This window comes from Streptomyces sedi (genome assembly GCF_006335015.1).
GTDB lineage: Bacteria > Actinomycetota > Actinomycetes > Streptomycetales > Streptomycetaceae > Streptomyces > Streptomyces sedi.
Window position 1 is genome coordinate 349,319 of the sequence record NZ_VDGT01000001.1, and the last position, 20,102, is coordinate 369,420.

Consider the following 20,102-nt stretch of genomic DNA (forward strand, 5'->3'; position numbering starts at 1 on the left):
ACAAGGGTGAATTTCCCCGTTCCCGGGATGACTCAGGCCCTTTCGCACGGTAGATGGCTTGCCCACGGGTTCCGTGGGTTCCGCGCCCCTCCCCGCCGCCCGCCCCGGGCGGTCTCCCCGCCCCACGTTCGATGAGCGCGCCCGCGTTCCCTCGAACGCCTCACACCGGAGCTGAACTTCCTGTGGCCGCTGGACCGTCCCCGCGCCGCGCCGCCCAAGGGCTCGCCCTGGGTGTGCTGCTGATCCTGCTCTGCGCCCAGTTGGTGGGCGCCCAACTCCCCCACGCCGCGCTGCTGTGCGTCGCCGGCGCCGCGGGGCTCGCCCTCGACCTCGCGCTGCGCCGCTGGTGGCCGGCGGCCCTGGCGCCGTTGGGCCGGGTCCGCTGCGACGAGACGGTGCGCCAACTGCTGCGCGACCTGCTGGTGGTGCTCGGCCTCGCGCATCTGGCCGAGGTCTCGCCGGCCGTCAGGATGCTGGTGGTCGCCGGCCTGCTGGCCTGCTACGGCGCGCACTTCCTGACCCGGGGGCTGGCGGTGCTGGTGCGCCGCTCGCGGACCCTGCCGGTGCTCACGCGCAACATCGACACCTCCGAGCTGCGGCTGAGCCCGGCCCCGCCCCGGGTGCTGACCTCGGCGCACCGGCGGATGCCGCTGTTCTCCGTGCCGGCGACGGCGGGGATGCTGGGCACGGTGGCCAGCGGCGAGGCGGCGTGGAGCCTGCTGGGCATCGGCTGCTCGCTGCTGCTCTTCGCCGGCGCCGCGCTCTGGTTGGCCGGCCGGCTGCTGCCCGGCAGACGGCCGCCGGCGACCGAGGAGGTGATCGCCTGGTTCCAGCGCTGGCTGGAGTCCTACCGCCCCGACGTGGGCCTCTACTTCTCCGGCGGCGGCGGCACCGCCTACCAGGTCAACATGTGGCTGGGACCGGTCGCGGCGCTGGAGGGCAACGGCCTGGTGGTGCTGCGGGAACGCGCCCTGGTGCCGCAACTGGCGCCGACCGAGCTGCCGGTGGTCTGCGTGCCGAAGGTCGTGCACCTGATGCTGCTGGAGCACTCCACGCTCAAGGTGCTGATCCACCCGGCCAACGCCCCCAAGACGTCCCAGGTGTTGCGCATCCCCACCATCAAGCACGCCTTCGTCAACCACGGCGAGAGCGACAAGCTCTCCAGCTGCAACCCGTACGCCAAGGTCTACGACGAGGTGTGGGTCGCCGGCCCGGCGGCGCGGGAGCGGTACGCGCTGGCCGACGTCGGGGTGGACGACCGGGACGTGGTGGAGATCGGCCGACCGCAGCTCGCGCCGATCCACGCGTACACCGGGCCGCCGCCGGCCGACGGGCCGATCACCGTGCTCTACGCGCCGACCTGGGAGGGGTGGACGGACGACCCGGGCAACACCTCGGTGCTGCTCGCCGGCGAACAGCTGGTCACCTCGCTGCTGTCCGACCCCCGCGTGCGGCTGCTCTACAAGCCGCACCCGATGACCGGTTCGGTCGATCCGCGCTTCGGCGAGGCCGACCGGCGCATCAGGGCGCTCGTCGAGGCGGCCGAGACGCGCCGCGCGGCGCGCACCGGCTCCTCCGCGCCGGCGCTCGCCAACCGCCGCGCGCTGCTGCGGCGTTCGACCGGCGTGCTGGCCGAACGCGGCGCGCTCACCGCCACCCGCGCGCCGGCGGACGACGAGACCGCCGCCGAACTGACCCGGCGCACCGCCCGGTTGGAGACCCTCACCACGGCCTGCGCACGGCCCGGCGCGGACGACGCGGAACGGATGCTGCGCGAGTCGGCCCCGGACGAGGGCCGCGCGGAGGCCGTGGCCGCCGCGACCCGCGCCTGGCGCGCGGCGTTCTGGGCGGCGCAGGACCCCGAGGGCCATCTGGTGCTGACCGGGCCGCGCCCCGACCTCTACAGCTGCTTCAACCAGGCCGACCTGCTCGTCTCCGACGTCTCCAGCGTGGTCGCCGACTATCTGGCCGGGGTGAAGCCCTACGCGGTGGTCAACACCAGCGGCCTCGACGAGGCCGCCTTCCGCGCCGCCAACCCGACGGTCAGGGCCGCGACCGTGCTCGGCCCCGACGCGGCGGAGCTCCCCGCCCTGCTGGCCTCGGTCGTCGACCCGCGCCGCGACCGGCTCGCCCAGGCGCGACACGACCTGCGCGAGTTCCTCCTCGGACCGAGCACGCCCCCGTCCCAGACCCGCTTCCAACACGCGGTCACCGCCCTGTGCGCGGCGGCGGACGCCCGCAGGGCGCGCGAGACCCTCCGGGGGTGAGCGGGGTGCGCGGGCGGAGCGACCTCACCCGGTGAGCCGCCGAGCGCCCCCGGCGGCTGGGGGACCGCGCGGCTCCCCAGAGGAGTGCGGGGAGCGCGGCGCCGTCGCCTAACGCACCGCCGCCAGCCAGTCGGCGACCGCGTCCGTCAGCATCGTCAGCGCGGCCTCCTGCCCCAGCGCCGCCCGCTTCGGGACGGCGAAGGAGTGGTCCGCCTCCGGCACCTCGACCGGCCGCACCTCCTCGGGGAACTCCGCCGGCCTGCCGAACGGGTCGCGCCCACCCTGCACCACCAGCAACGGCAGCTTGCCCAGCCGGAGTTCGTCCGCCCGGGAGCGCTCGGGGCGGCCCGGCGGATGGAGCGGGAACGCCAGCGCCAGCACCCCGCGCGCGCCCGTTTCGAGCGCCGTGCGGCAGGCCACCCGCGCGCCGGCGCTGCGCCCGCCGACCACCAGCGGCAGCCCCGGCTCGGCCAGCGCGGGCGCCACCGCGCGCCAGGCGGTGTCCAACGTGCGCGGCGCCGGCGCCAGCTTCCGTCCCGCCACCCGCCACGGCTGCTCGACCAGCGCCACGCTCACCCCGTGCGCCGGCAGCACGGCGGCCAGCGCCGCCAGGTCACGCGCCTCGATCCCGCCGCCCGCGCCGTGCCCCAGCGCCAGCACGCACCCGGCGTCCGACGCGTCCCACCAGCTGATCCGCGCCTCGCCCGCCGGCGTCTCCACCGACTGCCGCCTGCCCGCGCCGTCCACCGCGTTCTTCCTCGCTTCCATGGCGGCCAGTCTGCCCCGCCCGCCCGGTCGGGGCCGTGCGGACACCTGCGGGACACCGCCGGGTCACCGACACGCCCACTGCCGTTAGGGTTCGTGAGTGATGAGCGTTACCCCTCCCCACACCCGCAGCGACGAGCCTCAGGGGGCGTCATGACCGGATCGCCGCAGTCCCCACCCGAGCGGTCCGCCGAGCAGACGATGGCACTGCGCCTGCCGAAGCAGCCCAAGGCGCCCAAGCAGCGCGACGCGTTCTTCGACAACGCCAAGTACCTGGCGATCGTGCTGGTCGCCATGGGCCACGCCTGGGAGCCGCTGCGCGCCGACTCGCGCGCGGTCACCGCGCTGTACATGTTCGTGTACGCGTTCCACATGCCGGCGTTCATCCTGGTCGCCGGCTACTTCTCACGTAACTGGGACGGCCGCCCCGACCGGGTGCGGCGGCTGATCACCGGCGTGCTGGTGCCGTACGTCCTCTTCCAGATCGCCTACACCTACTTCCTGCGCCGTCTCGACGACAACGACGACAACTACCTGCCGCTCTTCGAGCCGCGCTGGCTGCTGTGGTTCCTGGTGGCGCTCTTCATATGGCGGCTGACCGTGCCGCTGTGGAGGACGGTGCGCTGGCCGGTGCCGCTGGCGCTCGCGCTGGCCGCCGTGGCCACCGCGTCGCCGACGATGGGCGGGGACCTCCAGCTCCAGCGCGTGGTGCAGTTCCTGCCGTTCTTCGTGCTGGGCATGACGGTGCGCGCCGAGCACTTCCAGATGCTGCGCCGCCGGGCCGCCCGGCTGCTGGCGCTGCCGATCGGCGCCGCCGCCGCCGTCTTCGCCTACTGGGCCGAGCCTCGGATGGACTACGCCTGGTTCTACCACCGGGGCAGCGCCCAGGAGCTGGGCGAGCCCTGGTGGGCCGGGGTGCTGATGACCCTGGCGATCTTCGGCTGCTCGGTGCTACTGACCTGCTGCTTCCTCGCCCTGGTACCCGGCCGCCACGGCTGGTTCACCGCGCTGGGCGCCGGCACGCTCTACGGCTATCTGCTGCACGGCTTCCTGATCCGCGGCTCCGTGGAGTGGGGCTGGTACGACGGCGAGCTGATGGAGAACACCCCGACCGCGCTGCTGATCAGCTCGGTGGTGGCGGCCGTCGGCATCTCACTGCTCTGCTCGACGCCCGTGCAACGGCTGCTGCGCCCGGTGGTCGAGCCCAACATGCGCTGGTTCTTCCGCCCGGACGAGCCGAAGGACGGCTCGAACGGGAAGGGCGACCCCCAGGTGAAGACCCCCGCGACAGCCCACCCGGCCAGCACCGCACCGTAGTCACACCACGCGGTTCCCCGCGCCCCCAAGCCGCCCACCGGCCTGAAGGGGCGCGGGGAACTGCGCGAGCAACCACACACCACGCCGCAGACGACAACCCGCCTTGCCGGCGCCGCACCGGGGTCGACCAACCCCCGCCACCCAGCATTCGCGCAGTTCCCCGCGCCCCCAAGCCGCCCACCGGCCTGAAGGGGCGCGGGGAACTGCGCGAGCAACCACACACCACACCGCGGACGACAACCCACCCAAACCACGCACGTGGGTAGTCGCCCGCCCCCCGCGGCAGCGGCTACGCGCGTTCCCTGCCGATCTCCAGCATCCGGTCCACCACGCGGCTGGTCGCCAGCCCGTCCGACGGCTCGCAGAAGTCCTTCACGAACCTGGCGTACTTGCCCAGGTAGTCCCGCTCCACCTGGTCGATGTCGCGGATCGACCTGACCAGCTCCTCCGAGGTCTTGATCAGCGGCCCCGGCGCCTTCTCCGTGAAGTCGAAGTAGAAGCCGCGCAGCGTGTCCCGGTAGTGCTCCAGGTCGTACGTGAAGAACAGCATCGGCCGGCCCGAGTGCGCGAAGTCGAAGAGCACCGACGAGTAGTCGGTGATCAGCACGTCGGTGATCAGGTACAGCTCGGCGATGTCCGGGTACGCGGAGACGTCCCACACGAAGCCCTGCCCGGCGCCGGGGATGGCGTCCAGGATCTTGGGGTGCTTGCGGAAGAGGAAGACGTGGTCGTCGCTGAGCGCCCGCTCGGCGGCCGTCAGGTCGACCTGGAGGTCCAGCTTGAACTTCGAGGCCGTGTGCCGCTGGTCGTCCCGCCAGGTCGGCGCGTAGAGCACGACCTTCTTGCCCTCGGGGATGCCGAGCGTGGCGCGCACACGCTGCGCGATCTTCTCCCGGTCCGGCCGGTGGAAGATGTCGTTGCGCGGGTAGCCCGCCTCCAGCACCTCTCCCTCGCAGCGGAACGCGTTCCGCATGATCGGGGTGGTGAACGCGTTCGGCGAGACCACGATGTCGAACTGGCGGAACCGGTGCGGCAGGCTCGCGATGTAGGCCAGGTTGGCCTTCGGCGTGCCCAGCAGGTCGGCGCCGATCTTCTTCAGCGGGGTGCCGTGCCAGGTCTGCACCACGCACTGCCCCTCGCGCCGCTCGTACCAGTCGCCGAGGCCGACGTTGCTGACCACGTAGCGGCTGCGGGCCAGCGCCTCGTACCACTCGGTGCTGTGCCACTCCACCGGGCGGACGCCCGGCGGCAGCGCGACCTGCTCGTCGGCGACCGACCACAGGTGCTCCACCTCGATGCCGCGCCGCTCGAACTCCTCGAAGATCGCGCGCGGCGAGTCGGAGAACTGCTTGCCGCCGAAGCTGTTGTAGAAGACCGCCTCGCGCAGCGGCTCCTTCTTGAACCGGGGCGTGTGGACCTGTCGTAGCTCCCGCTGCCGCCACGCGCCGCGCTCCTCGGCCTTGAGCACCGGGCCCGAGCCGAGGAAGAGCCGGTCGTAGTAGCGGCGGTTGACGGTGTAGGTGCGGCCGGCGACGCGCTTGCGCAGCGGCAGCGTCTCGTCGATCAGGTCGGCGCGCAGCTTGACCGGGGTGTCGGCGCCGTTGCCCCACGCGTCCCTGTCGCGCAGCCACATGTACCAGCGGCCGGCGCGCAGCGGGAGCGTCGCGTCGTAGACCGCCATCTGGTCCGGGACGATCCGCACGCGGAAGCGGCCGTCGGCCCACTCCAGCGGCAGCACGTGCTCCTCGAAGCGCTCGCCGTGGCGCAGGATGAAGCGCTTGGTGTCGCCGGGCCCCTCGTAGTCGCCCTCGGCGACCAGCTCGCCGCCCTCCCAGCGCAACGAGTCGACGACCGCCTGCCGCGCCCGGTCGTGCAGCTTCAGCAGGCCGGGGCCGTCCGTGGTCACCGCGATCTCGCGGTTCGACGGGCGGGCGTAGCGGCCAGGCACGAAGCCCTCGCGCACGGTGGCACGGCGGTCGCTGCCGTCGACGAAGTCGATGTGGGTGACGAAGTCCTGGGTCTTCTGGTCGGCGCTGGTCGCGACCGCCAGGTTCTTCAGCGGGATGTCGACGGTGTACCGGGCGAAGCCGACCTCCCCCTCGCCCTGCTCCAGGGCGTAGGCGTCGCCCGACTGCTGGCCCTTGCGGGCGATCCGCAGCTTCGTCGGCCGCTTGCCGCCGGCCGGGGCGCGCAGCCCCAGCCGCAGCGTCTCGCCCTCGACGAGCTCCTGGTCGGTGATCTCGGCCTCGGGGATCTCGACGGCCACCTGGAAGCGGCCCTCGACGAAGCTGGCCACCAGCCGGGCGCCGTCCCCCAGGTCACGCGACTGCGAGTGGCCGGCCGAGCCGATGTCGACGCGGTCGACATGGCCGGGCACATAGCCGCCGGGCCGCGGCAGCGCCAGCGTCAGGCCCCAGGTGCCGGCCTTCCAGCGGCCCCTGGACTTCAGCTTGGCCGGGTCGATGACCAGCTCGAAGCCGGCGTTGTCGTAGTTGTGCAGCGCCTGCTTGGAGTCCCTGGTCGCACGCGTCGCCTCCTCGGTGCGCAGCTTGACCGGCACCCGCCGGCCGCCCTTGGCGCGCAGCCACGCGAGCCTGGGCAGCGGCGCGTGCGCGCCGTCCGGGAGGTTGAGCACGTAGCCGAAGCCGCGCACGACGAGCTTGCCGTCCTGCCACAGCACCTCGGTGGCCTTCGCCCGCACCGGCATCTCGCGCAGCCGCAGCCGGCTGACGGAGGCCGGCAGCCGCGCGGCGTCGGCGCCCGGTATCGCGACGGCCGGCCGCAGCCGGCCCCGCACCGGGAACGCCGACGGGTTCTCCCGCTCGAACGCCAGCACGGCCAGCAGCTCGTCGACGCGGCGCTCCTTGGCCAGATGCCACTTGATGCGGGCCACCGGCGGGAACTTCCGCAGCTTGTTCGCGTCGGCTTCCGCCAGGAAGGCGGTGACCTCCTCGAAGAACTCCTCGCGCTCCGCCCCGGTGGCCTCCGGGAGGAACCGCATCCGTCGCCGGAGTTCCTCCGGGATCATCTCTTCAGGCTTCGCGACCACGGACTCGTGCCTCTTCCTCTTACTACGAACGACGGGCGGCGGGACGGGCCCGCCGCACCGGATACAGCTCGGACGGTCAATTCAGGACGGGCACGACTAGGACGTGCCCACCACCGCCGCCGTTCCCGCCTCGCCGAGGGCCTGGTTGCGCGCCTCGGCCCGTGCGGCCAGCCCGTTGACCGCCGCGTTGAACCGCTCCAGCGAGGTGGGCTCGTCGGGGCCCAGCAGGTAGTGCTTCAGCTCGACGCGGTCCTGGGCGAGCGGGTCGGCGCCCGGCGAGGTGACGGCGTCCAGCAGCTCGTCGAGCTGGGCCGCGTCGTTGGACAGGATCACGGCGGCCCGCACGGCGGTGTTCTGCCGGCGGAACTCGTCGGAGCCCAGCCCGGCCGAGTCGGAGACCGCGTACGGCTTGCCGCTGGCGATCCAGTCGGAGACCACGCTGGAGATGTCGGAGACGAGCGCGTCCGACTCGTTGAAGCAGTCGAACAGGCGCGGCTGCGAGCCGGTGATCACCCGGTGCTCCCACCAGCCGAACGAGCGCCAGAACGCCTCGTTCCACTCGGCGAAGGCACGTTCCTCCACCGCGGCCTGGTCGGCCGGGGTCTGGGCGTCGCGGGAGACGGAGGCGTCGTCCCAGACGGTGGCCAGCACGGCGGAACGCCCGCCGCCCGCCTCCTCGACGGCACGCAGCGTCGCCTGCGCCGTCGCCCGGTCGGCGGCCGTGCGCTCGGCCTCGGCGGCCCAGCGCGGGTCGGCGGCGCGCGCGGTGGCGGCCTCCTCGATCAGCGCGACGATCCGCTGGTGGGCGGCGCCGGCCGCCGGGTCGCGGGTGCCGGTGAACGGGTGCGGCTTGTAGATCACCCGCACCGGCCGTTCGGCGGTGAGCAGCTTGCGGACGATGTTCTCGCCGGCCAGCAGGAGCGAGGTGTTGCCCGGGTCGTCGGTCCAGCCCTCCCAGGTGGGGGCGTAGAGCACGGTCGGGACGCGCCCCTCGGGCCTGGCGCTCGCCGGCAGGATCGACGCCAGCTGGGGGCGCCCGACCTCGACGATGTCGTCGTCGCGCACCCCGACGTCGGCGAGCGCGTAGCGGTCGCGGCCGGCGCGGCCGGCGGACCACACCTCGTCGTACGCCTTGGCGTACGGGTTGATGCTGGCGATCTTGTCGCTGTCGCCGTGCCCGATGAAGACGTGCTTCATGGTGGGCACGCGCAGCAGGTGCAGGTTCTTGCCGACGTTGGCCGGGTAGAGCCCGACGCGCAGCGAGGAGAGGTCCATGTTCATCAGGTGGACCGCGCTCGGCACGCAGACCACCGGCACGGTGGTGGTGGCCAGCCGGTTGAGGATGGCCCGCTCCCGCAGGATCACCAGCGGCTTGCTGTCCAGCCGCTCCATGGTCTCCAGCCACATGTCGGCCTGGTAGACGGACTCCTTGGAGCCGGAGAAGTAGAGCGCGGTCTCCGGCCGGTGCTCGCGCAGCCAGCCGTCGAACCACTCCAGCGCGCCCTCGGGGGCGGGCGGCAGCTTCGCGGCGCGCAGATAGGGCAGCAGCGCCAGCAGGTACAGCAGCACCAGCGTCGGCGCGGCCACTATCCCGACGTAGCCGGGGAGCGTCTCCTCGGTGATCACCATCGCCAGCAGCCCCGCGAACATCGGGACCTCGGCGTGCAGCACCTTCTCGACCGCCCGGTGCGTCAGCCAGCGCGGCGCGCCGTCGGGCACCGGCATCGTCGACAGGTCGATGTTGCGGGTGGCGAACGGCAGCCGCCGCTTGCGCCGCAACACGGTGACCAGCGCGGTGTGCGGGACCTGGAGCGCGTAGAACGCCAGCAGCGCGACGACGGCGGCCTGCGCCACCGTCTCGTCCGTCCAGCCGGTGCGGGCCAGCAGCAGCACGAGCAGCAGCTGGCGGACGAGGAAGCGGACCGTGAGGCCGACGCGCGCCTTGCCCATCCGCACCAGCAGATAGCTGCCGCTGCGGTGCAGATAGTGGTCGCCCAGGTAGCTGAGGGCCGCCGCGACGACGAACGCGCCGGTGGCCGGCAGCAGTGCGGTGAGCAGCATCAGGGGGTAGCTGACCACCACGACCAGCGCCGCGAGCAGCTCGGCGCCGGACGTCACGCCGACAAGGCGGCGCAGCAGACCTGCCGTCATGCCACCCCCCCGTCGGCCTCGGAGCTGAGGGCGGCGGCCAGGGCGCGCTCGAACGAGCCGGCCTGCGTCGCGTCGGCGGTCGGGTCCTGCTGCCGGACGTCGATGACGTGTCCGGTCATGGAGGACAGCAGCACGTCGAGCGAGGTGCGGGCGACGGCCTCCGAGGAGAGCAGCGTGCCGGCCGGCTCCTGCCCGAACGCCTTGGTGCGCATGGGGGTGGCGGTCCGCTCGGGGTTGACGCAGTTGACGCGGATGCCGTCACCGGCCCACTCGTCGGCGAGCGCCTGGGTCAGGTTGACCATGGCGGCCTTGGTCGACGAGTAGAGGCTGTACTCGGCACGGCCCCTGGTGTAGCTGCTGGAGGTGTAGAGCAGCAGCTGGCCGCCGCTCTCCGCGAGATAGCGGTGGGCGGCCCTGGCGATCCGCACCGGCGCCAGGTAGTTGACCTTCAGCGCCTCCTCGATGGTGGCGTCGTCGGTCTCGTCGAGCCGGCCGATGCGCAGCACGCCCGCCGTGTTCACCACGTAGTCGATCCGGCCGGTGTCCGCGTGCGCCTTGGCGAGGGCCGCGGCCACGTCCTCCGGGTTCTCCACGTGGGTGCCGGTGGTCGAGCGGCCCAGCGGGTAGACGCTCGCGCCGTAGCCCGCGGCCAGGTCGGAGATGTCCTTGCCGATGCCGTAGGAGCCGCCGAAGACGACCACGGTCTTGCCGGCCAGGCGCTCCCGGTAGGCGGCCTCGTCGGACTGCGCGGGGGCGGCGGTGGAGGCCAGCTGGAAGAGCTTGTCCGTGAGGAACACGTCGACCGGCTGGGTCACCTTCATGTTGAACTCGTCGCCGGGCACGACGTGGATCGGCACGTCCGGCAGGTACTTCAGGACCACGGAGCAGTCGTCGGTGGCCTGGAAGTTCGGGTCTTCGGCCGCGACCTCGTAGGCCCGGCGGATCGTGGAGAGCCGGAACGCCTGGGGCGTCTGGCCGCGCCGCAGCCGGGACCGGTCGGGGACGTCGGTGATGAACTCGCCGTCCTCGCCGTGCGTGCGGGTGACGATGATCGTGTCCGCGGACGGTATGGCGACGTCCACCGCCTGGTAGCGCTCCAACGCGCGCACGCAGTCGCTGATCACCCGCTGGGAGAGCAGCGGCCGGACGGCGTCGTGGAAGAGGACGTTCCGGTCCTCGCCCTCGGCGAGGCCCTCCCCCAGGGCGTCGATGGCGCGCTGGGTGGTCTCGTTCCGCGTGCTGCCGCCCTCCAGGACGCGGCTGACCTTGGTCAGCCCGCTCTTGGCGACGATGCGCTCCACGTCGGGCGCGTACCCGGGGGCCATCAGCACGATGACGTCGTCGATGTCATCGGCCTCCTCGAAGATGGCCAGCGTGTGCTCGATGACGGCCTTACCGGCGACCTTGATCAGCTGCTTCGGTATGGAAAGCCCCACACGCTGGCCCGTGCCACCGGCGAGAACGACCGCTGTGGTGTGCGGGGACGGCCCTTTGGGTTGCATGGTCAAGGAAGCTCCTGCCGGTATCAAGAAGTGTCGCCTACGCGAGGAGAAGGTTAACCCCCGTGGAAGCTTGACCCCTAAGCCGGACTAACCGTTGCCGACCGTTATCGCTTTGAGACAGCGTACCGTTACCCTGCGGGGCCCCCAAACGACGATCCCCGCAAGGGTTTTCCGAACACTCCGTGACGTTCGGCCGAAACGTGCAAATCAGTCAAAGGGTCGGAATTCCTCGAACTCCCGCTGGGCGGCGTCCTTCCGCCTGGCCTCCCGGTCCCTGCGGCGCGCCGCCGCCGGTCGCAGCGGGTTCATCCGGTGATCCTCGCCACGCCTGCCCAGCATCTCGGCGCCGGCGGTGACGGACGGCTCCCAGTCGAATACCACCGCGTTGTCCTCGGGACCGATGGCGACGCCGTCGCCCTCCCTGGCGCCCAGGCGCAGCAGTTCGTCCTCCACGCCGAGCCGGTTGAAGCGGTCGGCGAGATATCCGACGGCCTCCTCGTTGCTGAAGTCGGTCTGGAGCACCCAACGTTCCGGCTTCTCCCCCCGAACCCGAAAGAAACCTTCACCTTCCGGGGCAACGGTGAAGCCCGCCTCGTTAACGGCCTTCGGCCGGATCACGACGCGCGTCGCCTCCTCGCGCGGTTTCGCCGCCCGAGCGCTGGTCACCAGTTCACCGAGAGCGAAGGAGAGTTCCCGGAGGCCCTTTCGGGAAACGGCGGAGACCTCGAAAACGCGCAGGCCGCGCGCCTCCAGTTCGGGGCGGACGATGTCCGCGAGATCCTGCCCCTCGGGAATGTCGGTCTTGTTCAGCACCACCAGCCGCGGCCTCTCGTCCAACCCGCCGTACTGGGCCAGCTCCTCCTCGATCACGCGGAAGTCGGTGAGCGGGTCGCGTTCGCTCTCCAGCGTCGCGCAGTCCAGCACGTGCACCAGCACCTCGCAGCGCTCCACGTGCCGCAGGAACTCAAGCCCCAGCCCGCGCCCCTCGCTGGCACCGGGGATCAGCCCCGGCACGTCGGCGACCGTGTAGACGCTCTCGCCCGCGGTGACCACTCCGAGGTTGGGCACCAGGGTGGTGAACGGGTAGTCCGCGATCTTCGGCCGGGCCGCGGAGAGCACCGAGATCAACGACGACTTGCCGGCGCTCGGGTAGCCGACCAGCGCCACGTCGGCGATGGTCTTCAGCTCCAGCACCAGGTCGCGGCTCTCGCCCGGCTCGCCCAGCAGAGCGAACCCCGGCGCCTTGCGGCGCGGCGAGGCCAGCGCCGCGTTGCCGAGCCCGCCCCGGCCGCCCTGCCCCGCGACGAACGAGGTCCCCGGGCCGACCAGGTCGGCCAGCACCTCGCCCGAGGGGCTGAGCACCACGGTGCCGTCCGGCACCGGCAGCACCAGGTCCTTGCCGAGCGCGCCCGTCCGGTTCCCGCCGGCGCCGGGCTTGCCGTTCGTCGCCTTGCGGTGCGGCCGGTGGTGGTACTCCAGCAGCGTGGTCACCTCGGGGTCGACGACCAGGGTCACGTCGCCACCGCGCCCGCCGTCGCCGCCGTCGGGGCCGCCCAGCGGCTTGAACTTCTCCCGGTGCACGGAGGCGCAGCCGTGGCCCCCGTTACCCGCGGCGACATGCAGCTCGACGCGGTCCACGAAGGTTGTCATGACGAATGCCTCCCGGCGATCGAACGGTGCCCGCCCTCGGCGGGGCACGGGTGGTGAGGGGACGCGGAGCGCCGCGTCGACGGTGCACGCCCTTCACGGTGCGCAACAACGCAAGGGGCGGACCGCTTCCCGGCGAGGGAAGTGCGGTCCGCCCCGGTACTGCTTCCGGTCGCGCCTTACTGGGCGGCGACCGACACGATGTTCACGACCCGGCGGTCACGGTGGGTGCCGAACTGCACCGCGCCGGCCTGGAGGGCGAACAGGGTGTCGTCCTTGCCGCGGCCCACGCCCTTGCCGGGGTGGAAGTGGGTGCCACGCTGGCGGACCAGGATCTCGCCGGCGCTGACCACCTGGCCACCGAACCGCTTCACGCCCAGGAACTGGGCATTGGAGTCACGGCCGTTCCTCGTCGAGGACGCGCCCTTCTTGTGTGCCATCTCGGTTCAGTCCCTTACTTCGCGGCCGGGGCGGGGATCTCGGTGACCTTCAGCTGGGTGTGCAGCTGGCGGTGACCCATCCGCCGGCGGTAGCCGGTCTTGTTCTTGTACTTCTGGATGCGGATCTTCTCGCCCTTGTGGTGGTCGAGAACCTCGGCCTGGACCTTCACGCCGGCCAGCACCCACGGGTCGCTGGTCACGGTCTCGCCGTCCACCACGAGCAGGGTGGAGAGCTCGACGGTGTCGCCGACCTCCTTGGTGGCCAACCGGTCGACCTCGATGACGTCACCCACAGCGACCTTCTGCTGACGGCCGCCGGTGCGCACAATCGCGTACACGCGAACTCTCTCTCACTCGGTGCGGAGCCCCTGATGCCAGCGACGGGCCCAGACCCGGCCTCTCCCGACCGGCACGGCGCGGGGCCGGTGACCGTCGTCGGGAGGAAAGATGCTCAGAGGCGTGGCGTGTCCAGTGACACGCCAGTCGCCAAGAATACGGACGGCGCAACAAGCCGGTCAAATCCGCCCGCCCGGCCGCCCGCCCGTCGGGGGCGGTCGGCCGGGCGGGGGCGCTTCCGGCGTGCGGCGGAGCCGTCAGTCCTCGGACGGGGCGGCCGTCTTGCCCGCCGTCGTCTTCTTGGTGGCCGCCTTCTTCGTGGTGGCCTTCTTGGTCGTGGCCTTCTTCGCCGCCGTCTTCTTCGCCGGGGCGCTCTTGGCCGTCTTCTTGGTGGTGCTGGCCTTCTTGGTCGCCGTCTTCTTGGCCGTGGACTTCGCCGTGGTCTTGGTCGCCTTCCTGGCGGCGGCCTTGCGCGGCGCGCGCCCGGCGGGCTTCTCCTCCGCGTCGTCCACGGCGTCGGCGGCCTCCGCACCGGCGGGCTCCGTGTCGGCGGCCTCGGCCTGCTCGGCCGACTCGGCGACGACCACGGTGACCACGGCCTCCTCGGCGCCCCCCGGCGAGCCGGCGGCCCTGCGGGCCACGCGGCGGCGGGCGGGGGCGGAGCCGTTGACCGGCTCGGCCGCGGGTTCGCTCGGCGCCTCCTCGGGCGCCGCCTCGGGGGCGGCGGCCGACTCCGCGGCCTCGCGGGAGACCACCAGCACCTCGGGCTCGGCCGCGGCGCGCGGGGCGCCGGCCGGGACCGACACCTTGCGGCTGCCCCGGCGACGGGCCGGCTTCGACTCCTCGTCCGCGACCGCGGGCTCGGGCGCCGACGCCGGCTCGGGCGTCGACTCGGGCTCCGACTCGGGCTCAGGCTCGGAAGCCGTCACGACCGTGACGACGCCCTCCTCCGCGACCTTGGGCGGACCGGCCGGGGCGCTCACCTTGCGGGTGGCGCGCCGACGCCGGCGACCGCCCCGTTCGGGCTCCTCCTCGGGAACGGACGAACCGACGCGCTCCACCGGCTCCGGCTCGCCGACGACCTCGGCGGTCTCCTCGGGCACGATCGGCTCGACCGCGTCCTCGGAACCGGCCGGCTCCGGCGACTCGGTGACACCGGTGGGCTCGGGGACCTCGGTCGGCTCGGGCGCGTTCCCGCCCTTGCCGCGCCGGCGGCTCTTCTTGCCGCCACCGCCACCGCCGCCCCCGCCACCGGCCAGGTGCGCCTGCTCCATGTGGACCAGGACGCCGCGCCCGTTGCAGTGCACGCAGGACTCGGAGAACGACTCCAGCAGGCCCTGCCCCACCCGCTTGCGGGTCATCTGGACCAGGCCGAGCGAGGTGACCTCCGCCACCTGGTGCTTGGTCCGGTCCCGGCCCAGGCACTCCAGCAGGCGGCGCAGCACCAGGTCCCTGTTGGACTCCAGCACCATGTCGATGAAGTCGATCACGATGATTCCGCCGAGGTCGCGCAGCCGCAGCTGACGCACGATTTCCTCGGCCGCCTCCAGGTTGTTCCTGGTGACGGTCTCCTCCAGGTTGCCGCCCTGGCCCGTGAAACGACCGGTGTTGACGTCGACGACCACCATGGCCTCGGTCCGGTCGATCACCAACGAACCACCGCTGGGCAGCCAGACCTTGCGGTCCAACGCCTTCATCAGCTGCTCGTCGATCCGGTAGGTGGCGAAGACGTCCACCTCCGAGGTCCACCGCTCCAGGCGGTCGCCCAGGTCGGGCGCCACGTGCGAGACATAGCCGTGGATGGTCTCCCAGGCCGCGTCGCCGCTCACGATGACCTTGGAGAAGTCCTCGTTGAAGATGTCCCTGACCACCCGGACCGTCATGTCCGGCTCGCCGTAGAGAAGGGTGGGCGCGTTGCCCTTCTTGGCCTTCTTCTGGATCTCGGCCCACTGCGCCTGGAGCCGCTCCACGTCACGGGTCAGCTCGTCCTCGGTCGCGCCCTCGGCCGCGGTGCGCACGATCACGCCCGCGTCGTCGGGAACGATCTTCTTCAGGATCTGCTTCAGTCGCGAACGCTCGGTGTCGGGCAGCTTCCGGCTGATCCCGGTCATGGAGCCCTCGGGCACATAGACCAGGTAACGGCCGGGCAGCGAGATCTGGCTGGTCAGCCGCGCGCCCTTGTGCCCGATGGGGTCCTTGGTGACCTGCACCAGCACCGGCTGGCCCGACTTCAGCGCGGTCTCGATACGCCGGGGGCCGTGGCCGAGGCCCAGCGCCTCGAAGTTGACCTCACCTGCGTAGAGAACCGCGTTGCGGCCCTTGCCGATGTCGACGAACGCCGCCTCCATCGAGGGCAGCACGTTCTGCACCTTGCCCAGGTACACGTTGCCCACGTACGAGGAGGACTGCTCCTTGTTGACGAAGTGCTCGACGAGGACGTTGTCCTCCAGCACCCCGATCTGGGTCCGCTCGCCCTGCTGGCGCACCACCATCACGCGCTCGACCGCCTCGCGGCGGGCCAGGAACTCGGCCTCGGTGATGATCGGCACCCGGCGGCGGCCCTGCTCGCGGCCCTCGCGGCGCCGCTGCTTCTTCGCCTCCAGACGGGTCGAGCCCTTGATGGACTGCACTCCGTCGGACGCCTCGGTGGGCTCGTCGCGCTTGCGACGCGGCTCGCGCACCTTGACGACGGTGCGCTCCGGGTCGTCCCCGCCGGCGGCCGACTCGGAGGAGTCGCCGCTGCGCCGGCGGCGACGCCGGCGGCGACGGGACGAGCCGCCGCCCTCGTCGGAGGCGGCGTCGCCGTCGTCGGCGCCGTCCGCGGCCTCCGGCTCCGGCTCCGCCTCCGCGCGGTCCTCGGCGGCGTCCTTGGGACGCACGTCGCCGTCGGACTCGCCGGCGGCCGTGGCAGCCGCGCGCTCGGCCAGCTCGCCCCTGCGGCGGCGCCGGCCGCCCCTGCGGCGCCGGCGGGCCGGCCGCTCGCGACCGCCCTCGTCGGAGGCGGCGTCGCCGTCGTCGGCCTCGGACTCCTCGTCCGCGCCGGTGCCGGCGGCGGCCTCGGTCGCCTCGGTCAGCTCCTCTTCCTCCTCCGGCTCCTCCTCGGGCCCGGAGTCGGCGGAACGGTACGCCTCCTCGGCGGCGCGCTGCGGCGTCTGGAACATCGGCGCCTGGAAGACCGGCGCGCGGAAGACCGCGGCCGGCGCGGCCGGGGGCTGCGGCTGGCGCTCCTCCGGCTGGGCCTCGCCGGCCCGCTGGTCCGCACGGGTCGCGGTGTCGGCGGACGCCTCGGTCCCGCGGGCGGAGCGGCGGCGCTTGCGCGCCGGCTCGCGCTCCTGCGCGCCGTCGGCCTCCGCCCGGCCCGGCTGGCTCTGCTCCGGCTCGGACCGCTGGGGCTGCTCGGACTGCTCGGACTGCTCCGCGGAGGCAGCCGCCCTGGTGGCGCGGCGCCTGCGGCGCGGGGACTCGGGCTCCTCGCCTGACTCGTTCCGCTCCTCGCCCTTGGCGGCGCGCTTGGCCTTGGCGCCCCTGGCGGACTTCGCGCCCTTGGCGTTCCCGGTCTCCTCGGGCCGCGCGTCGTCCCGCTCCGTGCCGTCCGACCCGGCGTCGCCCGGCTTGGCGTCGCCCGACCCGGCGTCGTCCCGCTCGCTGTCGTCCGAGGAGGCCCGCTCGGGCCGGGTGTCCTCCGGCTCGGGGGCGGAGGCGGCCTTGGTCGCCCGGCGGCGGCGCACCGGCGCCTCGGCGGTCTCGGGCTCGGAGGCCGGGCGGGTCGCCCGGCGCCTGCGGCGCGGCGGCGTCGGCTCCTCGGCCGCGAGGGCCTCGGGCTCGGCCACGTCCACCAGCTCGGCGACCTCGGGCACCCCGGTCGCCTCCGCGACGGGCGCGGTCTCGGCGGCGGTCACGGGGGTCTCGGGCACGCTCCCGCCCTCGGCCGCGGTCTCGGAGCCGACGGGCTCGGAGGCGGGGCGGGTCGCCCGGCGCCTACGGCGCGGCGGCGTCGGCTCGTCGACGACCCGCTGCGCGGGCGCGGCGACGGGTTCGGCCGGGGCCGGCTCCGCCGCCGACTCGGCGGCAGGGGTCTCGGCGCTCGACGTCGGCGGGCCGGCCGGGCGGCTGGCCACGCGGCGGCGCCGGCGCGGGGGGAGGGTGTCGCTCGGTGTGCTGTGGTCTTCGGTGCTTTCCGCACCGTCCGCGCGGGCGGACTCGTGTCGTTCGGGCATTGCGGGCGGTTCTCCCGTCACGCTCCCGGGCGCCCCACCGGTGAAGGCGGGCGCCGCTCGGGAGCTGTCGTGTCACTCGCCGGTTCCGGACCTGCACGATCCGGCTACGGCGAAAGTCTGCTGGTCGGTGCGCCGGCCGGAACTGTCGGGCCCGAGTGGCTCCCTGGACCAAGCGGTTCGTCGGCGCTGCGACGGCCTCACTGTCCGGCGGCTCCCGGCGCCGCCGCGGGTCGCTGCCCACCGGCCGTGGCTGGCACGGCCCGGGCTGCGTCGCGGTCGGGCGCGAACGGATCGAGCACCGTGGCGGTCTCCTCATCGAGCGGCCCCTGCGCCAGCCTGGTCACCGCTACGGGGACCGGCGGCGCCAGGTCGGCCACAGCGCGGAGACCGGACAGGACGTCGTCGGGTCGCACGGCAGGGGTGAGATGCCGTACTACCAGGCGCAGTATCGCACAGGTAACGGACCCGGGCCTATCGGACCCTCCAGGCTCGACGCGCAACGCCGCGACGGCGCCCCTCGCGTCGAAGTCCCGCATCCCCTTCTTCGTCTGCCGGCGGACCACGACCTCCTCGGCGGCGAGGAAGGCCTCCACCGCCCGCCGGGCCTCGTCCGGCGCCACGCCGTCCATCCGCAGCCGCCACTCGGAGGCGGCGAGCCGCTCGGCGAAGTCACCGGTTACCGCGGGAACGGCCTCGACGATGTCGAGCCCGTCGGGCATCGACTCGTCGAGGCGTTCCCGCAGCGGTTCCGGGTCCCTGGGCGCGGCGAGCGCGATCTCCAGGTACTCCGCCTCGCTGGCCGTGCCGGTGGGCGCGGCGTTGGCGTAGGAGACCCGGGGATGCGGGGTGAACCCGGCCGAGTAGGCCATCGGCACCTCGGACCTGCGGAGCGCGCGCTCGAAGGCGCGCTGGAAGTCGCGGTGGCTGGTGAACCGCAGACGGCCGCGCTTGGTGTACCGCAGCCGCACGCGCTGCACCACGGGTGCCGGCGGCGGTCCTACGGGCTGTCGCTTGCCCAGTTGTCCTCAGTCCCTCGGTCGTTCAGGGCCGCGCGTGCCACGGGCGGTGGCGCGCGGCGGTGGGCCGTGTCGCGGGGGCTGCCTGCCGGCGCTCCGGCCGTTCCCTGGCGCGGCCCTTCCCCAGGTTACGACGGGGAGGTGGGAATCCAGTACCTGAGCTTCTCCCCGCGTCTGTCCTCGAAGACGCCGCCGCTGGCCTCGATGACCTTGCGGGAGGCGACGTTGTCCGCGTCGCAGGTGACGAGCACGGGGTCGAAGCCGAGGCCCCAGGCGTGGGGCAACGCGGCGCGCAGCATGGCGCGCCCGTGGCCGCGGTTGCGGGCGGAGGGTCGGACGTCGTAGCCGATGGTGCCGCCCCACTCCATCAGCCGCGGGGTTAACCGATGGCGGATGGAGAGCCGGCCGAGCCAGGTCTCGCCGTCGACGAACCAGAGCGTGGTGGCGGGCACCATGCCCTGGGGTCTGGGCGTCTCGGGGCGCGCGTCGGCGATCAGGAACCTGACGTACTCGTCGAATCCGGCCTCGTCGGCCCAGCGGTCGCGCCAGACGGAGATCTGGTGGCCGAGCAACGTGTCGTCGGACGCGCCGCCGCGTCCCTCACCGCGGAACTCGCGAACGGCCTCAAGGAAAGTGCTCCGCAGAGCATTGCGGGGTGTGATCAAAATGGACACCGCACCATCCTGCGACCGTGCCCAGCCCCCGGCAACAGTGCCTCCCGGCCCCCCACCGAGCACGCCGCCATAACAGCAGGTCAGAGCGGGACTACGGAGTGCACACTTTCGAGGGCCACGGTGCCGCCGCGCGCGCCGGCCCGGCCGACCCGCCGCCCGGCGCCTCAGCGGAGGTCGTAACGCGTCTGCGCGTACTCGCCCTTCGCGAAGCCGAAGACCCGGCTCGGAACGATCTCGAAGAGCAGCGCCTCGCCCGCCTCCTGGGTGAGCACCCCTTCCCCCACGCCGAACGCCCAGTCCGACCCGTACTTCTCCGCGTAGGCGTCCGCGACCGCGCGCAGCACGGCCGGCTCGACGACCCGGGCCGCCCCGCCCTCGACGACCACGTCCACGCCCTCGGAGAGGGAGTTCCGGCCGGTGGTGAGCACCACGGCCGGGTTGTCCGCGAGATTGCGGGCCTTGCGCTCCTCCGCGCCGGTCGCGAGGTACGCCCGGCCGTCGCGCCAGATCGCCAGGAGCGGGGTGACGTGCGGGCGGCCGTCGGGCCTGACGGTCGAGAGCCAGTAGGTCTCGGCGGTCCGCAGCAGCTCGACGACGGTCCCCCACGGCGTGGGCCGCGCACCTGGCTGGCTGTACTCGGGGGCGAGGGTGGCGGCGGGCTCGGACACGGGCACGGGATACCTCCGGGGAAGGCGAACGTTCCTTGCCCCCGGTGGACCCG

General features: G+C 73.2%; 13 protein-coding genes. 2 read left to right on the forward strand and 11 right to left on the reverse strand.

Going from position 1 to position 20,102, the window contains the following annotated elements; all coding sequences use genetic code 11:
• Positions 1–182 precede the first annotated feature (182 nt).
• Complete coding sequence (locus FH715_RS28005; RefSeq protein ID WP_170184596.1) at positions 183–2,267, forward strand: hypothetical protein; 2,085 nt, start codon at positions 183–185, stop codon at positions 2,265–2,267.
• Between the two features lie 108 nt (positions 2,268–2,375).
• On the opposite strand, the gene FH715_RS01410 is transcribed toward FH715_RS28005, so the two are convergent.
• Positions 2,376–3,035 carry an alpha/beta hydrolase family protein gene (locus FH715_RS01410; RefSeq protein ID WP_139640122.1) on the reverse strand — a complete coding sequence of 220 codons (660 nt, stop codon included), beginning with the start codon at positions 3,033–3,035 and terminating at the stop codon, positions 2,376–2,378.
• A gap of 150 nt (positions 3,036–3,185) precedes the next feature.
• Here FH715_RS01410 and FH715_RS01415 point away from each other — a divergent pair, with 150 nt between their 5' ends.
• A complete protein-coding gene (locus FH715_RS01415; protein WP_139640123.1) occupies positions 3,186–4,349 on the forward strand; it encodes an acyltransferase family protein in 1,164 nt (387 codons plus the stop codon).
• Between the two features lie 289 nt (positions 4,350–4,638).
• Here the strand turns inward: FH715_RS01415 and FH715_RS01420 are convergent, their stop codons facing one another.
• The 10 genes from FH715_RS01420 to FH715_RS01465 all read right to left on the reverse strand — a co-directional run bounded on the left by FH715_RS01420 (position 4,639) and on the right by FH715_RS01465 (position 20,049).
• Positions 4,639–7,377 (reverse strand): CDP-glycerol glycerophosphotransferase family protein, encoded by a 2,739-nt coding sequence (locus FH715_RS01420; RefSeq protein WP_139640124.1) that lies wholly within the window; start codon positions 7,375–7,377, stop codon positions 4,639–4,641.
• A 117-nt stretch (positions 7,378–7,494) separates the two neighbouring features.
• Complete coding sequence (locus FH715_RS01425; RefSeq protein ID WP_139640125.1) at positions 7,495–9,549, reverse strand: hypothetical protein; 2,055 nt, start codon at positions 9,547–9,549, stop codon at positions 7,495–7,497.
• The gene (locus FH715_RS01430; RefSeq protein WP_139640394.1) at positions 9,546–11,051 is read right to left on the reverse strand and encodes a bifunctional cytidylyltransferase/SDR family oxidoreductase; all 1,506 of its coding nucleotides are present in this window, start codon (positions 11,049–11,051) and stop codon (positions 9,546–9,548) included. Before FH715_RS01430 ends, FH715_RS01425 begins: the two co-directional genes overlap by 4 nt.
• Before the next feature lie 207 nt (positions 11,052–11,258).
• Complete coding sequence (gene obgE, locus FH715_RS01435; RefSeq protein ID WP_139640126.1) at positions 11,259–12,701, reverse strand: GTPase ObgE; 1,443 nt, start codon at positions 12,699–12,701, stop codon at positions 11,259–11,261.
• Positions 12,702–12,877: 176 nt separating this feature from the next.
• A complete protein-coding gene (rpmA, locus tag FH715_RS01440) occupies positions 12,878–13,138 on the reverse strand; it encodes a 50S ribosomal protein L27 (RefSeq protein ID WP_139640127.1) in 261 nt (86 codons plus the stop codon).
• Positions 13,139–13,152: 14 nt separating this feature from the next.
• Positions 13,153–13,476, reverse strand: a complete 324-nt coding sequence (rplU, locus tag FH715_RS01445; protein WP_097232965.1) for a 50S ribosomal protein L21 — start codon at positions 13,474–13,476, stop codon at positions 13,153–13,155.
• Between the two features lie 255 nt (positions 13,477–13,731).
• Positions 13,732–17,691, reverse strand: a complete 3,960-nt coding sequence (locus tag FH715_RS01450) for a ribonuclease E/G (RefSeq protein WP_139640128.1) — start codon at positions 17,689–17,691, stop codon at positions 13,732–13,734.
• A gap of 197 nt (positions 17,692–17,888) precedes the next feature.
• Complete coding sequence (locus tag FH715_RS01455) at positions 17,889–18,668, reverse strand: TIGR03936 family radical SAM-associated protein (protein ID WP_139640395.1); 780 nt, start codon at positions 18,666–18,668, stop codon at positions 17,889–17,891.
• A 167-nt stretch (positions 18,669–18,835) separates the two neighbouring features.
• A complete protein-coding gene (locus FH715_RS01460; RefSeq protein WP_139640129.1) occupies positions 18,836–19,381 on the reverse strand; it encodes a GNAT family N-acetyltransferase in 546 nt (181 codons plus the stop codon).
• Positions 19,382–19,545: 164 nt separating this feature from the next.
• Positions 19,546–20,049, reverse strand: a complete 504-nt coding sequence (locus FH715_RS01465) for a pyridoxamine 5'-phosphate oxidase family protein (RefSeq protein ID WP_246108477.1) — start codon at positions 20,047–20,049, stop codon at positions 19,546–19,548.
• Between the last annotated feature and the right edge of the window lie 53 nt (positions 20,050–20,102).

Bases quoted from the DNA above. Each gene is read 5' to 3' on its own strand.
- FH715_RS01410 (WP_139640122.1), bottom strand. From the start codon at position 3,035: ATGGAAGCGAGGAAGAACGCGGTGGACGGCGCGGGCAGGCGGCAGTCG.
- FH715_RS01415 (WP_139640123.1), top strand. From the start codon at position 3,186: ATGACCGGATCGCCGCAGTCCCCACCCGAGCGGTCCGCCGAGCAGACG.
- FH715_RS01420 (WP_139640124.1), bottom strand. From the start codon at position 7,377: ATGATCCCGGAGGAACTCCGGCGACGGATGCGGTTCCTCCCGGAGGCC.
- FH715_RS01425 (WP_139640125.1), bottom strand. From the start codon at position 9,549: ATGACGGCAGGTCTGCTGCGCCGCCTTGTCGGCGTGACGTCCGGCGCC.
- FH715_RS01430 (WP_139640394.1), bottom strand. From the start codon at position 11,051: ATGCAACCCAAAGGGCCGTCCCCGCACACCACAGCGGTCGTTCTCGCC.
- obgE (WP_139640126.1), bottom strand. From the start codon at position 12,701: ATGACAACCTTCGTGGACCGCGTCGAGCTGCATGTCGCCGCGGGTAAC.
- rpmA (WP_139640127.1), bottom strand. From the start codon at position 13,138: ATGGCACACAAGAAGGGCGCGTCCTCGACGAGGAACGGCCGTGACTCC.
- FH715_RS01450 (WP_139640128.1), bottom strand. From the start codon at position 17,691: ATGCCCGAACGACACGAGTCCGCCCGCGCGGACGGTGCGGAAAGCACC.